We start from the raw sequence: 17171 nt of genomic DNA, 5'->3' as shown, positions 1-17171 counted from the left end.
CTATACTATTTTACTAATCGGATGCCTGTGTATTGCCACCTTAAATGCGGGTGGAAGAAATTTCTATAAGTAATACGCGAGTGGTTTTCGGAAGTGGCGATTGATGCACCACGAAGTACTTTCTGGTTAACCATAAACTTTCCATTGTACTCGCCAATGGCGCCAGGCGCTTTACTGAAACCGGGATAAGGCAAATAAGCACTTTCGGTCCACTCCCATCGTTCGCCCCAGTTAAAGTGTTCGGCTGCTATTTCCCATTCAAATTCAGTTGGTAAACGCATGCCTTTCCAGCTTGCAAAAGCATAAGCCTCATAATAACTGATGTGGCTTGCCGATGCATTTAAATCAATCGGTAAAAGCCCTCCTAATGTGTAATTGAACCATTTTCCGTTGATTAAATGCCAGTACATGGGTGCGCTAATGTTGTTGTTTTTCACCCAATCCCATCCTTCGGCATGCCAGAAATTAAAATTCTCATAGCCGCCCGCACTAATGAATTCGATAAATTCGGCATTATTAACCAATGTTTTACTGATGGAGAAATTGTGCAGGTAAACTTTATGCCTGTTTAATTCATTATCGAAACTAAAATCCTTTCCATCATAACCGATCTCATAAATACCCTCCGGGATATTGACAAAACCATTCTGTGTTTCATTTACGGCTAAAACTTCTTTTCGGTTTTTCGAATAGACCGGAAAAAGCGGGTTATTGCCTAAAATGTATTTAATATCGGTAAGCAAAAGTTCCTGGTGTTGCTGTTCGTGATTAAAACCTAAAATCAATAGTTCTTTTACCTCATCTGCTAATGTGCCATCTAAAAATTTAACCATGGCTTCGTCTACATAAGCCCTGTACTGGTAAATCTCATTTACACTAGGTCGACTTAAATTACCCCGATCTGTCCGGATTACCCGATTGCCAACAGTTTCATAATAACTATTGAAGACAAAATTATACTCATCGTTATATACCTGATAATTAACAGAAAAAGGCTTTAATATAAAGGTTTCGAAGAACCAGGTGGTGTGCCCCAAATGCCATTTCGGTGGACTAACATCCACAATTGGTTGTACCACATAGTCTTCTGTTTGCAGGGGTTCGCAAATTTGTTCGGAGTATTTCCTAATCTGCAAGTATTCTTCTACCAGTGTCATTAATTTTTATCAAGATAGTTTTTAAGGTCTGTGATGGTATTAACATTCAGATCTTTTGATTGTTTTTGCCGCATCATTAAAGCATACGAATTATTAAAACCTATTGGTTTAAGCCATTTGATCTTAAACTTTTTTTCAAATTCGGTGTAGACATAATCATAAGTTTTGTCTTTATCGTGCGCCATTTCTTTCGCAATTTTTGGGTCGGGCTGCAATAAAACCAGTAAGCCTGTTCCGGTATATTCGGGATAAAAATCGATCTGATCATTCATCAGCGCATCAAAGCAGATTTTTGTTCCACCAAGTCCTGTTTTTGTAGATACCTCATAATCTGTATTTCCTTTAATCAGCATACTGTACATTTCGGCCAATATATATTGCTCACCAAAAATTTTTGATCCTATCCTTACCATGCCGTTATGTCCATTTTTAGGTGCTTTGTACAAACCAGTATTGATAAGGAAATCTTTAGCCACACGTTCTGGTGTTTGGTGCAAATAATCGGTTCTGTAATTAAGGTCGGTCATGATCGAATCAGTAATTTTACCAGCAAGTAAATTCAAAGTTTCTGCCAACTGTGGAAATTGTTTCAATGCTTCATTCCGAACAATTGGTGCAGCATAGTAGGGCGGAAAAATACTTTTATCGTCTTTTAAAATTTTCAGATCGAAAGCTTTCAAACGACCGTCGGTAGAGTAACCGCTAATTACATCCAATTCTTCAGAAAAAGCGGCCTTATACATTACCGCATCGCTGATTACAATGGTGTGGATTTTTAAGCCATAGGTAGATTTCAATCCAAGATCGCCGTCTTGCCTGCCCATAAATTCAGGCGTAAATCCAGCGGTTAAAGTAGAGCCATAAGCCGATGGAAGTGCATAAAACCCACCCAATATTAAGATCACAACAGGCAAAATATATAACGCTTTTCTCAGTTTTTTAAAATCCATTTTCTGAACCAGGGAAAGTAAGGCATCGAGAATAATGGCTAATAAAGCAGCAGGAATAGCTCCAGCTAAGATCATATTGGTGTTGTTGAGTGAAATGCCTCCAAAAATAAACTCCCCTAATCCACCCGCTGCAATAAAAGAGGCCAATGTCGCCACGCCCACATTGATAACCGTTGCGGTACGGATACCAGCCAAAATAACGGGCATAGCCAAAGGCAATTCTACTTTTAGCAGTATCTGGCGCTTGCTCATCCCCATTGCCCTGGCCGCTTCTTTAACATGCTGATCGATGCCAATAATTCCTGTATAGGTATTGCGGATAATCGGTAACAAGGCATAAATGAGCAGCGCTACAATTGCAGGTTTTGCACCAATCCCTAAAACCGGAATCATAAAGCCCAATAAGGCAATGCTTGGAATCGTTTGCAATACCCCGGCAATCCCTAAAACAGTTCCCGAAAGTTTTCTTTTCCTGGCAATCAATATGCCCATTGGTAAGCCAATGGCGATGGCAAAAAGTAAGGAAATAAAGGTTAAACCAACGTGTTGCAGGGTTTGAGCAAATAATTTATCAGATTGCTCGTACATAAACTGCCATAAAGTTTGCTGATGCTCATTCATGTACCTGTGCGTTTTGAAATTGGTTAAATCCTTTGGTTAACTGTTCGAAATTGACTGTTTTGCTTTCTTTATTGGCACCAGAGACCAGCAGTTCGCTCTTATCAGAACTCCGCAACAATTCCATCGCATCCCATACATTCAAATCAGCAGATAAGCTTTTTCCATCTTGTAGTATTCCTTTAGGTAAATAAGGCCAAATATCCTGTAGATTAACTACTTTAAATTCTAACACTAATCGTTGTCCGGCTAAAAATTTCCTTGCGAAATCATTTATCGGTTGATAAAGCAATTCTTTTGGTGTTCCAATCTGGATAATTTTTCCCTTATCCATTAAACAAATGCGATCTGCCAATTCAAAAGCTTCCTGAACATCGTGCGTAACCATTACAATGGTTTTCCTTTTTAATTCTTCTAATCCCTTAAATTCTTTTTGGATACTGGTCCGGGTAACATTGTCTAAAGCGCCAAATGGTTCATCCATTAACAATACAGAAGGATCGGTAACCAAAGCACGGGCAAGGCCAACACGCTGCTGCTGCCCACCACTCAACTCATGCGGAAACATAAACAAGCTATTTTCAGGAAGGTGAAGTTTTTTGATCAACTCCTGCGTTCGGACTTTAATTTTTTCCTTATTCCATTTTAAAAGCTTCGGTACAATGGCAATATTCTCTGCAACGGTATAGTGTGGAAAAAGCCCAATATTCTGCATTACATAACCAATTCCTGTTCGTAAAATATCAGGATCTTGATTGATGATATCCTCACCATTAATCAAAATATGTCCCGCATCGGGCTCAATTAACCGGTTGATCATTTTTAGGGTAGTGGTTTTGCCACATCCACTGGTGCCTAACAACACCAGCGTTTCCTTTTCGTCTACTTTAAAAGAGACCTGATTTACCGCCTGGGTATCGCCAAAGTTCTTACTTACCGCTTTTAATTCGATCATATTTAGCCATCGATTTTCATAAATAGATTATTTAACGACTCGGAATAAGTTGGGTGTGCAAATACACAATATCTAATCCTATCGTAAGTGATACCGCCCTCCATTGCCATTTGAAGAACAGACATGATTTCTCCGCCTTCCGATGCCAGGATAGCGGCACCCAGTATTTTTTTGCTATCGGCATCTACAATTGCTTTCATCAGCCCTAAAGTTTCGTTTGTTTCGATACCGCGCCCCACATACGACATCGGCAGAACCGCAACTTTATAATTCAATTTATTCTCTTTTGCTTCTTTTTCAGAAATACCTATCCGCCCAAGCTGAGGATCAGTAAACATGCAGTATGGTACCGGCCGATCGTGAATGGAATAATTTGTGCCTTCCATTAGGTTCCGGTAAACGATAGTATAATCGTTATAAGCAATATGTGTAAATGAGGGGCCGCCTTTTACATCACCGAGCGCATAAATTCCTTTAATATTGGTTTCGAGTTTTTCATTAACAAGAACATGCCCCTTATCATCCAATTTTACGCCACAGTTTTCAAGGCCTAAATCTGCTGTTTGAGGGGTACGGCCTGTGGCTACCAATACATGACTCGCTGTTATTTCTTTCTTGGTTTTCCCAGACGCTAGCGTAATGCTAATCTGTTTTTTACCCTGCGCTATTTTCGTGATTTTAACATCAGTGATCAATTCGATGTTTTCGTCGGTTAAAATTTTGGTAAGTGCTGATGAGATATCCTGATCTTCGTGAGCCAATATGCCTGATGATTTTTCCAAAACGGTTACTTTACTGCCAAATCGATTAAACATTTGTCCAAACTCAAGTCCAATATAATTTCCACCTATGACCACTAAGTGCTCTGGGACTGTTTCAAGATCTAAAATTGTTGTCGATGTAAGATAATTAATTTCATTCAATCCTTCAATATCCGGTATGGTGGTTTTTGCACCGGTGTTGATAAAAATCCATTCGGCAGTTACTTTTTCTTCACCGTCATCGTTGAGTGTAATAGTCAGTTCTTTTTCACCACTAAATCTGGCCGTTCCAAATATAAGTTCAAGTCCTCTGGTGTTTTTAAGGCCTTTTTCAGAGGATGACCGGAACTGGTTTACGATATCGTCTTTCCGTTGTTTTATCTTTTTAAAATCAATTTTGATCGCTCCAACTTCTACGCCCAGTTCAGTTGCTTTTCTGGCTTGATACACCGCCCTTGCAGAAGCGATCATTGCTTTTGTCGGTGTACAACCATCATTGATACACGTACCGCCAACATACCTTTTTTCTATAATCGCTGTTTTTTTGCCCGCTTCGGCAAGTCTTTTAGCCAAAGGCGTTCCTGCCTGCCCTGCGCCTATAATTATTGCGTCGTAGTGTTTCATCGATTTCCAGATTAAAGAATTTGTTTTGTTATGAAAAGTATAACCTAAATAAAGAGATCAATGTTTGATCTTGATTATATTTTACGCTACATAAAGATATTACATCTTCAAATAAAAAAGTTACAAACTATATTCAAAAACCGACGTTAGATAACTAGCAGACATTTTATTAACAAACATAAACTAACCCAATTATGAACACTCAAACGACAGAAAACACGAATCTTACTGTTTATATCCAGGATGATACTTCGATTGAAGATAAGAGAGAAATTTTGTTGAATGGTTTACTGGATGATCTAAATAACGAAACTGAGTCTTTTAATTAATCACAGTTATTTCTTGCTTTTTATGTTAAAAACTGATCATTAAGAAGTTAAGAAAGTTAAGGTTAATTTCGACTTGTAAGGTTATGTAAAACTTGAACATTATCAGCGTATTTCTTAATGCCCTTAATGTCTTAATGGTAAATAAGGTTCCTAGCACTAAATTCGAAAAACGAAAAGGGCAAACAAATTCATGTTTACCCCTTTCAATCTAAATTAACGCTCTCGCGACAAAAGTATAAATTCTTCTTAAACCTGTATGTAACAAATTTATTTACATTAGGGTTAATACCACTTAATGCATAATGATCTGTGCCCGGCGAAGGTTATCGGTAGTCTGCAAAATTTTATCCCTTAGTTTTGGATTGTAAGCAGGATGTGATTTTAAGAATTCCTGTACAACTGCATTTGCTTCTTTGTTGTTATAACCCGAGAATATAGCAGCTAGCCACGATTGCGGAAAAAATATATCTCCTGTTTTCTGTATTTCTACCAATAAATCCAGGCTTTCTTTCAGGTAATGGATAGATGTTTTTTGCCTGATGGGGTGATGCAAATAAGATAAAGCCGTAGTTACCCAGGCTTCTTTCAGGCGGTTTTTCCGGTCTTTTAAGCCATTAAAGAAATGATCTCTTTCCTTCACATCTAAAGATAATGCGGGCATTAAATAAATCAACCGGTTTTTACGGTCTTCATTTTTGGTTCGCGCTAACTGATCTTTTAAGATCTTGTTAGTAGTATCTGTTTTAAGGGCCAGCGTTAAAGCTAGTGCGTTATAATCATCTTCTAATAACTTAATTCCATTTGGTGCCGTTTGCTTGAGCCAGATATCATACATACGTTTTCCGGCATCGACACTCAGATACACATTTTGATAAGCATTGAACAAAATCTTCTTATTATTTTGCAGTTGTTGTTGCTCCATTGCAGTCCAAATTGTTTTCTCTATACCTTCATGCATCGTATTCCGTGCTTCAGCCGCAAGAAAAGTCCAGTAAATATTAGTAAGGTATCCCGTAATCAGCCTAAGGTTCATCTCGTTTTTCTCAACGGATAATCCTTGTAAAAACACGTCTAAAAGTTCTTCAGGTTTATTGCCTTTGCCCGAAAGCATATTTTCGTAGGCATTGATGTAGGCCGATGCACGTTCTAATGGATCAGCAAGATGATAAAGATTTGCCATCATCTTCTGATCGATCGGAAAAAGGCCGTATCCGGCACCGTTTGCATTAAATAAAATATACTGTGGTTTTGGAAGACCTTTTGCTTCAGTTAAATCTGTATTGGCAGTCTTGGCGTTAACAACCAAAAACTTACTATAGTTTGGGTAAACCAGCTTAACCGTAAAAGATTGCGGCCATACCCGTGCCTGTCCTATCTCACTGTTTTGACTGATGATTAAATTACTTATTTTATCTCCATTGTATCTAATATCATAGCTAAAAACTGGTCTGCCAGGTTCATTTACCCAAACTTTATTCCAACTGAGGAGATCACTTTTGCTGTATTTACTTAAAATGGCAATTAAATCGTTCCAGGTAGCGTTGTTATAACTGTATTTTTTCAGATATTCTCTTATTCCCTGCTGAAAATTTTGTTTGCCCATTAACAATTCCAATTGGCGCATCATAATTGGTGCTTTATGGTAAATTATATTTCCATACATCGATCCGGCTTCTTGTAAGTTATCCAATTGCTGACGAATGGGATTAGCGCCCAATGTTCTATCTACGCCATAAGCAGCCGGATAATGGTCTTGTAAAAATTTAAGGTCGAAAGTACTTTTGCCCATTAACTTTTCAGTGACCTTATCGGCCATAAAGTTGGCAAAAACCTCTTTCATCCAAACATCATTAAACCACTTCATGGTTACCAGATCGCCAAACCACATATGTGCCGTTTCATGCGAAATCAGATTTGAACGTGAAATGAACTGATCTTTGGTTGCGCCCTGATCTAAAAACAATGCGGATGCTTTATATTGTACCTCTCCAGGGTGTTCCATGCCCCCAAACTGAAAATCCGGAATGCTGACAAAGCCCACTTTCTGAAAGGGATATTTTATCGCTGTCCAGTCTTCCAAAAAATCGATGGCATCGCGATGTGCAACAAAAACAGAATCTACACTGAGCTTAATTTTAGCTGAATCGGTTTCCCTGTGGAGAAATTCCATCTCACGATCTTTCATGTTTTTGTTTACATAAGTGTATTTCCCTGAGGTAAAAGAGAATAAATAGGTGGGTAATTTATCCGAATTATTAAAATGATAGGTGGTCGAATTGCCCTGTGCCCGCGAGTCTTTTTTAACGGCATTAGCTATTACTTTCCAATTAGTTGGAACGGTTAACGAAAGTAAAAAGTTAGCCTTTAAATCAGGCTGATCGAAGCAAGGGAATACCGTTCTTGCATGATCGGGAACGAAGAGTGCATATAGAAAATCTTTATTTCTGTTTAACGATTCGTTACCAGCGATAAATTCGATTTCTACATGGTTATTCCCCACCTTTAAATATGCCTGTTTTACTAAGATATGTTCCGCTTTAAAATCAATCGGTATGGTTTTTCCGTTAACCGATACTCGTTTTATATGATCGGCACTTTGCTTAAAGTCGACTTGCAGGTAAATTAACTTATTCAGTTTAAAATCAATATTTTCAGTTGATTGAATTGACGCTGTTTGTTCTGCTGGAATGGTAAAATGAAGCTGATATTGAATATTACTTATTGCTGCACTTCTGGAACTTGCTAATGCAAGAGAAACTCCAGGTTCAACGGCTATGGGATTAGCAACCTCTTGTGCTAAACAGCTAGCGCTTAATAGTAAGAAAAGGCAAAGATATTTCGTAATTGTGGTCATGTAAATAAAGATTTATTCTTTAATCATCTGTATAATGGTACCGTAACTCATCCAAACCATGGTTAATACCACAGCTAAACCTGTTAGCGTTAACCAAAGTGGTTGTTTATAATTTGCTATAATTTTAGTTCTATAGGCCGCAATAAGCATAATACCTAGCGCGATAGGTAAGATAAAACCATTTATGGCACCTACAGTAAGCAGTATTTTAACAGGTTTACCAATCAGGATAAAAATAACACAGGAGATAGATATAAAGGCAATGATAATCTCTCTGTTAAATTTTAAGATCAGTGGATGAAAACTCTTAATAAAAGAGATGGAGGTATATGCCGAGCCCACAACCGAAGAAATCCCTGCAGCCCATATTACTACACCGAAAATCTTATATCCTATTTCGCCGCTGGCCAATTTAAAAACCGAAGCAGCCGGATTGGATGGATCTAAAGTAAAACCTTTACTTACCACCCCCAAAGCAGCAATAAATAACAATATACGCATAATAGATGCCAATCCGATTGCACTTAATGCACCTTTATTTACGGCGCCCAAATTCTGGATTCCGGTTTGCCGGGCATCCAACAAACGATGAGCACCTGAAAAAGTAATATAACCACCAACTGTTCCACCCACTATAGTTAATACCGCCGTAAAACTAAACTGCGTAGGGTTTACAGCCCTTAATGCGGCTTCTGCCAATGGTGGCGAGCTGGTGTAGGCTATAATTAAGGCGAGTACAATTTTAATCAGTCCCATGGTTTTGGCAAAAACATCCATCGCTTTGCCAGCTTCTTTGTAAATAAAGATCCCTATTGCCATAATAGCGCTTATTACAGCACCCTGCCCTACGCTAATGCCGAATAATACATTAAGTCCTAAGCCAGCGCCAGCAATATTACCAATGTTAAAAGCCAAACCACCTAAAAAAACCAGAAAAGAAATAAAGTAGCCCAGCCCCGGGAATACCTTATTGGCTATATCTTGAGCAGGTTTATCAGCAACCGCAATAATCCGCCAGATGTTTAACTGTGCAATGGCATCTAATATAATGGATAGCAATATCACAAACGCAAAACTTGCGCCTAATTGCTGGGTAAAAACTGCTGTTTGTGTTAAAAATCCAGGACCAATAGCCGATGAAGCCATTAAAAAGGCCGCTCCTAAAAGTACACTCCAATTGTATTTTGGCTTCATATTGCTGGGGCTTTAACTACGATGCCTTCTTTTTTTAATCTTTCGGTTATTAATTTAGCAAAAGCAACAGCGTGTTCGCCATCGCCATGCAAACAAACCGTTTCCGCCCTAACTGTAATACGATTCCCGTTTACACTCTTTACTTCCTGGTTTAAAGCAAATCCCAATACCTGATTGACGGCATCTTCTTCATTGGTAATTAAAGCATTGTCTGCTGACCGAGGGGTAAGTAAACCATCATCCTGATAACTGCGATCGGCAAAAACTTCTGATGCAGTTACAATACCAACTTTTTCAGCTTCATCAATCATCTTACTTCCTGCTAAAGCATACAAGATCAGACCTGGATCGAAATCGAAAACGGCCTGCACAATGGCTTTTGCTAAAGCGGTATCCTTTGCAGCCATATTATATAATGCACCATGCGCTTTAACATGATGTAATTTACTACCAGCTGCTTTCACAAAACCGCTTAATGCACCTATTTGGTATAAAGTAAGCTGATAGGCCTCATTTGGGGTAATCTTCATTTCTCTACGACCAAAGCCCTGCAAATCGGACAAACCAGGGTGTGCACCAATGGCCACCCCTTTTTTCAAGGCTAAAGCTACAGTTTGCTGCATTACAGCCGGATCGCCAGCATGGAAACCGCAGGCAATATTTGCCGATGAAATATAATCCATCAGTTTTTCATCATTGGGCATGGCATAATTCCCAAATGCTTCTCCCATGTCGCAATTAAGATCGATCATTTTCATGTTTTAATATATTTAAGGCTTATTGCCATGGTAATCAATGATAAATCGTGTTCCCTTTCCAGGTAAAGCGCTTCTGCCTCATCTCTCGAGATTTCAGAAAAATGAATTACATCTCCAGGTTTTAACTGAGCGCATAAAGACAAATCAACCGCTGCAACGTGGGCGATACGTGGATAACCACCTGTTGTTTGGCAGTCGGCCATGAGTATCACCAAATCGCCACTTCCAGTTACCTGAATAATCCCGGGTGTTACTGCTGTACTAAGCAATTCCTTTTTAACTCTCCTCACCAATGGCTTTCCAGATAAATGATAGCCCATGCGATTACTCCTTCTATGAATGGTAAAAGAATTGGTTAAAAATGAAATAATGGATGTGGCATCAAACCAGCTGATTTCATTAGCGAGTACAACTCTAATGCTTTGTCTATTCTCCGGCAGTAAACTCTCTCGCGAAATGCGCCAATTCGGGTAGGTTAACGATCGATCGATCAATTGTTCTAATATCCCTTTTGATACTTCGGTAATTATAGTACCACTGACCAAAACATCTGCTTTTTGCAATGCCCTCCCCTTAAAGCCTCCAAAAGCAGCAGTAAGATAAGTGCTTCTACTTTCCATTATATCCGGTACATCCCACCCACCAGCAATAGCCAGATAGGTACGTGCTCCAATTGTATTATGGATCAACTTTATAACAGACCCAGCCGGAAAAAATAATGGCTTTTCTGCAGGCATTAATTCATTATTGTAAACTAAACATGCACCATCGCCAGAATAAGAGACCAGAATAGCTGTTTCAGCTTTAAATGAAGCATCTGCATAGGTAAATTCGATCGTGGCATTATTATCATCGTTACCAACTGCTTTATTGGCCAACCGGTGAGCCAGTTCATCCATAACGCCTGAAACAGGTACAGCTTGCGAAAGATATCTGTATCGCCCCAGATCTTGAATAGTGCTTAACAAGCCCGGCTTAATCATGCTGATTTTCATACTCATATTTCAGCATAAGTATTAAACTCCTTTATACCAATGGCTTTAAAAGTAACCAGGTCGCCTCCCTTTAAAAGTGATGGCTGCGAACGGTTCACATCAAACATCTTTAATGGTGTTTTTCCAATAATCTGCCATCCTCCGGGTGTTTCCATAGGATAAATACCTGTTTGATTACCTGCGATACCTACAGACCCTGTGGGTATTTTGGCATTAGGAACTTCTTTTCTAGGGGTTGATAATCTGGAATCCATACCGCCCATGTAGGCAAAACCAGGCACAAAACCAATCATAAAAACAAGGTATTGCCCTGCCGTATGGATATCGATTACCTCAGTCTCGGAAAGATTATTGGTACGGGCTACCATTAAAAGGTCCGGACCAAAATCGCCGCCATAACACACCGGAATAACCAGTTTATTCGCTATTACCTTTGATTTTTCTCTTTTTGTTTGTGCAATTTTATTTAAATGTGCTGATACCTTTTCGAAACAAACTTCACCAGGAAGATCTGACAACATCACACTTAAGGGATCAAAAAAAACAGTTAATGTAGTATAGGCCGGAACTGTGGTAATTAAACCAGAAAAAGGATTTTGCAACAGCAATTGATTAAAATCGGTAATCAGGTCCAACAAATCGTTATCAATTGCCGTTCCGAATGTTATGGTTACCGATTTTTCGCTCAGCCCGTAAATTTTTAAGGGAATGTCTGTTTCAAAATATCCTACCTGCTCAGTCATACAAAAACAGTAAGATTTAATAATAAGTAATCTTCATAAAACGGGCCTAACAACTAAACTGCTGCTATAAAAATGGCTATATAATATCAAAATCACAAGTTTTGTGAATAATCCTAGCTAACTACATGCAAAAAACAAGGAAAAAGGTATTTTTAAATGGCTGTAAGGGTACTTGATTTTCAGCAATCTATTAAAAAATAGCCAAGTACGGCCTTAAAAATTCTTCTTCACTATCCGTTCAATCGCTTTACCCCAAAATTCGCCTAAAGATGCAGCACCTAACTTATTTGGATGTAGGTAGAAAGTACCTGCCTGCCCCTTTTCAGGGATCAACTCTGTTAGATGATGCTTTTTAAAATGAGCGAATGCTTTTTTATCCCCCACAAAAACATGCTTTGGATTAGTTAAACCATAATTTGCCACAAGGCTATCAATTTTTGGAATGTAAGTCTGTAATCTAGATAAACCCTCTTCCATATATTTTGAGCTGTTATAGGTATTGGGACTATACCAGATAGGATGCTGCAACACCACAATAGCCTTAGGGAAATCGGCCAATAACTTATCTACAATAGTTTTTACATTTTCAATATATCGGTCAGGCGAAACCGGAGCTCCATGCGGCCCTTTTATAGCGCTATCGTTGGTACCGAGCTTTAACGAAAAAATCAATAATGCCTCTTTATTGGTAAATGCATTGGCTGCTTCTTCAACTTTGTTAAAAGTACGGCCCGCACTGGGTAAAAAATCAAGAGTGGTATAACCGCTATGGCCCTGATTACTGAATTTAACTTCATTTATTCCTTTTTGCTTAAGCAGGTAAGCTACGGCTACAGCAGGTGGGGCATCAGCAGCATTGCCGATCTGAACGCCTTGCGTGATACTATTACCGATAAAAACAATATTAAGATTTCTCTTCTTATGCTGTGCAGATACTAATGTGATGTTAATTAGTACAATGCCAATTAATAATAGGTATCTTTTCATCTAAGCTGTTTTTATCGGTAACAAATTACTAAATTACTGATTAATATCAATCTAATTTTTCAATGGTTCAAGGCCTTTTATCAATTGCAATAGCTCATCCTGCTCTTCGGCTTCCAATTCGATTATGCTATTAAACATTTCAAAAATCTCATCGCGTTGGTTAGAGCGCATTAAGAGATCGATCAAGCGTACAATGGTTTTCTTCTGATCGGTATTTAAACTGCTAAACAATTTAGGCTCCACTTCATATAATGCCTTAATTAAATTAACCAGCGCTGGTTTTCTTAATTCTTTTTCTCTTTCGGTAGCATAAACCGGAAATATTTCATCCTGCTCGTAAGTTTCAACCAGGCGGTTGGCATATTCTTTTAAAAATGGTTTACGTTTACTTTTAAGATATTCTGTTAACGCTTTAATTAGAAACCGGTACTCTGCCGAAGATTTAGCTGCACCAAATATGGCCACCTGTCCTTCATTTTCGAAACTCTTAAAATCGAAATCACGAAAAAAATCACTATCGATATAAACACTATGAAAATAATCGTCGCTCTTTTTATTTAAGGTGGTGTAATCTTTATAAATTTCTTCTCCACCAGCCAAAAAATAGTATTTAGACAGTTCTTTGTGCAGGTTTTCTTTCCAGTGAACATATTTAATCTTAAAAGTAACTGCAGTATCGGGATAAAAAAGGTTAAACTCTTCTAAAGTTTTAACATTACTACTAAAATCTAATGCTTCGCCATTTACAATAATCGAATAATTTTTGTGTTTGTTCAATTCAATAAACCAACAGAATTCGCTGATCAAAAAAGGAAGTACTGTTTCTTCTAGATCTTGCTGGCTGATCCTCAAATTAGTAAAAGAAACTGTTGTTCCGGTTTTACCAGTACTACTCGGAGCCATGGTAAAATCGTGGCTATAACTGTTTAAAGCACCAGTGTTAATGTGTATTTCGCCATAACGGAACCCTTGTTCTGATTGGTAAGTGGTGTGCCAAACGGCATCATGCGCAAAAGTAAAAAAGGTAAGTCTCCCCACCCCATTACGACCATGCATTTTCGAAGTATGCTTTGGCGCTACAATCTGAATAGATTTTTCAGATTCAAAAAACGGATCAAATTTTTGTTGTAAGCGATCAAAATTAATTCCATAACCATTGTCAACAATGGTTAACTGCTCTAAAAGACCAAGCGGATTGGCCACATAATCCAGGCGAACGGTATTCGCGTTGGCATCAAAACCATTCCAAATGTACTCCGTAATGGCATGTTTTTCATTATAGTTTTTAAGTACCTTTTGTATTCCCTTTGAAGTGATATTAACCTTTACCGACATACTTACTAAATTAATTAGCAAATATATCATTATATTTTAATCATTCGGGTGCTACTTAAAGTGAGTTTATTTACACAACATTAAATGGCTAGCTTTAGAGTGTTATGAGAGTATTTATATATCCCGCTGACTAAAATGCCGGCGAAGTTTTTCTTCCTCGAGATCGAGCAACTCTAATTGTTCTCTGATCAGGTCATCATTAATCTGCTCTTTTTTATTTAGCCCTTTTAATAAAATACGCTGCTCAGCCATAATATCTTCAAGTGCAATGCGGTAGTCGTGATAAAAGCCTTCAGATCTTGAAATGTTTTCTTCTTTTTCCCAATCTCTCAACAATTCCATTTCAGCCTCGATACGGATTTTGATTGACCTGATCATATCATTATGTTCTAACGCATCACGGTATCTTTCATCCAGAATTTTAAGTGATAACATGGATAGTTTTTTCCTCACCATCTGCTTCTGCTGTTCAAAAGGGATGGTATAATCCGGATCGGGCATATCTACCCATTTAATCAGTGCTGGCAATGTTAAACCTTGTAAAACTAAGGTCACCAATATTACACTAAAGGTGATGAACAAAATCAGGTTGCGCTGAGGGAAAGCTTCGCCCGATTTCAAGGCTACCGGAATAGAAAGTGCCGCAGCCAGCGAAACTACACCGCGCATACCTGCCCAGCCAAAAAGCAAGGGTGCTTTCCAGCTTGGATTTGGATCGGCCGTGGTAATATACCGGCTAATGAACCGTGTAAAATACAAAGCACCGTAAGTACTCGCCAATCGCCCTAGAATTAATACCACGCAAATAATGGTGCTATAACGGATAGCAGGCAAAAGGCCATTTTCGCCTAAACCATTGATAATAACGGGAAATTCTAAACCGATCAGTAAGAAAACAAAACCATTCAGTACAAAGGCTACGGCTTCCCAAACATTAATGCCTTGCAACCGGCTTCGATGAGTAAGGATTTGATCTCGGCGGGCTGAAAGAAATAAACCTCCACTCACCACAGCCAATACGCCGGAAAAATGAAATTCTTCTGCAGTCACGTACATCACGTAAGGCGTTAAAAAAGTAAGGATAATATCAATATTGGTGGTGGTTGGCAACCATCGGTGCAAAGCGTAAAAAACCAGGGCTACTGCAATCCCAACCAAAATCCCCATTACAATAACCACTACAAAATTGCCTGCAGCTTTGCTTAAGACAAAACTTCCTGTCATTACCGCAGCCAATGCAAACCGAAATACAACCAAACTGGATGCATCATTCAGTAAACTTTCGCCCTCCAAAATAGTAGTGAGCCTTTTAGGTACTTTAACATTTTTGAGTATGGCCGATGCAGATACCGCATCTGGTGGAGAAATAATCCCACCTAACAAAAAGCCCAGGGCCAGGGTAAAGCCCGGAATTAAACTATGAGAAATTAAGGCAACAACTGTTGAAGTAAAAATAACAATGGGAAAAGCAAAACTGCTGATTACCCTACGCCACTTCCAAAAGTCTTTCCATGAGGTATTCCAGGCAGCTTCGTACAATAAAGGTGGTAAAAAGATTACAAAAATGAGTTCTGGTTCTATTTCTATATCTTGAAGGATCGGTAAAAAACTCAGGCCTAAACCTGCGATGACCAATAATATAGGATAAGCGACACGGATTTTTTGCGCCAGCATCACCACAAAAAGAATTACTGCAAGCAAAAAAGCGTATTGTATAATCAGTTGATGCATAAAATTTCTGGCCTGGTACTAAAATACAAATTTGAGCCGGAATGCCAAATCTCAGGTAGTATGTTCCTTTTCCGATAAAATTTGGATTTTCTATTATAAAGCTATAATTTCTCCCTGTAATAAGTCATCTCAAGTTTTTTATATTGGTTTAATTAATGAGGACCATCTTTTTTTCTTATCGCTTTCTTCATAGAAGGCAACCCTGGATGATTACATAGAAAAACCCTTTGAAATAGAAGCTATTATTCAAAGGGTCCGGATGCTTTTATCGAAAAAAGCACAATAAGATTAATAATTTATTGCTTAGCCAAAAAGATCGCTGCTGAGGTAACGGTCTCCCCGATCGCAAGCGATAAAAACAATGGTTCCTTTATCCAGTTCACCAGCAAGCTTCAAAGCAGCCGCACAAGCACCGCCCGAACTCATGCCCACAAATAAACCTTCTTCTTTAGCCATTCTTCTCGACATTAAGGTTGCTTCTTCCTGTGCAATATCCATTACCCGATCTACCCTTAGCGGATCGAATATTTTGGGCAAATATTCTTCTGGCCAACGCCTGATTCCCGGAATAGAAGAACCTTCAGTGGGTTGACAGCCTACAATCTGAATATCATTATTTTTTTCTTTAAAAAATCTCGAACAGCCCATAATGGTTCCCGTTGTTCCCATGGAGCTTACAAAGTGCGTAATCTCTCCTTCAGTATCTCTCCATATTTCTGGTCCGGTTGTTTTATAATGGGCCAGGTAATTATCTGGATTTGCAAATTGATTTAATAAAAAATACCCTTTTGAAACGCCTTTCTCTTCCGCATAATCCCTGCATTCTTCTATACTTTCTAACAGGGTTACCTTGGCACCAAAGGCTTCCATAGTTACCTTACGTTCGCGTGTAGAATTGGCTGGCATCACCAGTTCAATTTCTAAGTTATATAAACTTGCAATCATGGCCAACGCAATTCCGGTATTACCGCTTGTGGCCTCCACCAGTTTAGTTCCGGGAGTGATATCACCACGTTCTATCGCACTTCTGATCATATTGAGCGACGCACGGTCTTTAACACTACCGCCTGGATTGTTTCCCTCTAATTTGGCAAATATCCTTACCGCTGGGTTAATATTCAGCTTTTGAAGTTCAGCCATTGGCGTATTTCCGATCAGATCGATTATTCCTGCCATATTC

At 38.7% G+C, this 17171-nt stretch carries 14 protein-coding genes; 1 reads left to right on the top strand and 13 read right to left on the bottom strand.

Annotation, left to right across the window (positions count from 1 at the left end; genetic code table 11):
- Positions 1 to 5: 5 nt before the first annotated feature.
- The 4 genes from egtB to QF042_RS12365 are packed head-to-tail and all read right to left on the bottom strand — an operon-like array spanning position 6 to position 5065.
- The gene (egtB, locus tag QF042_RS12380) at positions 6 to 1157 is read right to left on the bottom strand and encodes an ergothioneine biosynthesis protein EgtB (RefSeq protein WP_307528747.1); all 1152 of its coding nucleotides are present in this window, start codon (positions 1155 to 1157) and stop codon (positions 6 to 8) included.
- Positions 1157 to 2728 carry an ABC transporter permease/substrate-binding protein gene (locus QF042_RS12375; protein WP_307528745.1) on the bottom strand — a complete coding sequence of 524 codons (1572 nt, stop codon included), beginning with the start codon at positions 2726 to 2728 and terminating at the stop codon, positions 1157 to 1159. The genes egtB and QF042_RS12375 overlap by 1 nt, the downstream gene beginning before the upstream one ends.
- On the bottom strand, positions 2721 to 3680 hold the full coding sequence (locus QF042_RS12370; protein ID WP_307528743.1) for an ABC transporter ATP-binding protein: 960 nt from the start codon (positions 3678 to 3680) through the stop codon (positions 2721 to 2723). Before QF042_RS12370 ends, QF042_RS12375 begins: the two co-directional genes overlap by 8 nt.
- A 2-nt stretch (positions 3681 to 3682) precedes the next feature.
- Positions 3683 to 5065, bottom strand: a complete 1383-nt coding sequence (locus QF042_RS12365) for a mercuric reductase (protein ID WP_307528741.1) — start codon at positions 5063 to 5065, stop codon at positions 3683 to 3685.
- A gap of 194 nt (positions 5066 to 5259) precedes the next feature.
- Here QF042_RS12365 and QF042_RS12360 point away from each other — a divergent pair, with 194 nt between their 5' ends.
- Complete coding sequence (locus tag QF042_RS12360; RefSeq protein ID WP_307528739.1) at positions 5260 to 5394, top strand: hypothetical protein; 135 nt, start codon at positions 5260 to 5262, stop codon at positions 5392 to 5394.
- A gap of 292 nt (positions 5395 to 5686) precedes the next feature.
- Here QF042_RS12360 and QF042_RS12355 read toward each other — a convergent pair whose 3' ends face one another.
- The 9 genes from QF042_RS12355 to cysM form a co-directional block, all read right to left on the bottom strand.
- Positions 5687 to 8248 carry a M1 family aminopeptidase gene (locus tag QF042_RS12355; protein ID WP_307528737.1) on the bottom strand — a complete coding sequence of 854 codons (2562 nt, stop codon included), beginning with the start codon at positions 8246 to 8248 and terminating at the stop codon, positions 5687 to 5689.
- 12 nt (positions 8249 to 8260) lie between these two features.
- Positions 8261 to 9442 (bottom strand): NRAMP family divalent metal transporter, encoded by a 1182-nt coding sequence (locus QF042_RS12350; protein WP_307528734.1) that lies wholly within the window; start codon positions 9440 to 9442, stop codon positions 8261 to 8263.
- Entirely contained in the window at positions 9439 to 10200 is a 762-nt protein-coding gene (locus QF042_RS12345; protein ID WP_307528732.1) for a 5-oxoprolinase subunit PxpA, read from the bottom strand. The genes QF042_RS12350 and QF042_RS12345 overlap by 4 nt, the downstream gene beginning before the upstream one ends.
- The gene (locus QF042_RS12340) at positions 10197 to 11201 is read right to left on the bottom strand and encodes a biotin-dependent carboxyltransferase family protein (protein WP_307528730.1); all 1005 of its coding nucleotides are present in this window, start codon (positions 11199 to 11201) and stop codon (positions 10197 to 10199) included. The genes QF042_RS12345 and QF042_RS12340 overlap by 4 nt, the downstream gene beginning before the upstream one ends.
- A complete protein-coding gene (gene pxpB / locus QF042_RS12335) occupies positions 11198 to 11938 on the bottom strand; it encodes a 5-oxoprolinase subunit PxpB (protein ID WP_307528728.1) in 741 nt (246 codons plus the stop codon). The genes QF042_RS12340 and pxpB overlap by 4 nt, the downstream gene beginning before the upstream one ends.
- Before the next feature lie 213 nt (positions 11939 to 12151).
- Positions 12152 to 12925 (bottom strand): GDSL-type esterase/lipase family protein, encoded by a 774-nt coding sequence (locus QF042_RS12330; RefSeq protein ID WP_307528726.1) that lies wholly within the window; start codon positions 12923 to 12925, stop codon positions 12152 to 12154.
- Positions 12926 to 12976: 51 nt separating this feature from the next.
- Complete coding sequence (locus tag QF042_RS12325) at positions 12977 to 14290, bottom strand: ATP-binding protein (RefSeq protein ID WP_307528724.1); 1314 nt, start codon at positions 14288 to 14290, stop codon at positions 12977 to 12979.
- An 84-nt stretch (positions 14291 to 14374) separates the two neighbouring features.
- The gene (locus QF042_RS12320; protein WP_307528722.1) at positions 14375 to 15991 is read right to left on the bottom strand and encodes a Na+/H+ antiporter; all 1617 of its coding nucleotides are present in this window, start codon (positions 15989 to 15991) and stop codon (positions 14375 to 14377) included.
- Between the two features lie 303 nt (positions 15992 to 16294).
- A complete protein-coding gene (gene cysM / locus QF042_RS12315; RefSeq protein ID WP_307528720.1) occupies positions 16295 to 17167 on the bottom strand; it encodes a cysteine synthase CysM in 873 nt (290 codons plus the stop codon).
- Positions 17168 to 17171 lie beyond the last annotated feature (4 nt).

Source organism: Pedobacter sp. W3I1 (genome assembly GCF_030816015.1).
GTDB lineage: Bacteria > Bacteroidota > Bacteroidia > Sphingobacteriales > Sphingobacteriaceae > Pedobacter.
Note: the sequence above shows the minus strand (reverse complement) of the source record. Positions and strands in the feature narration are given on the sequence as shown.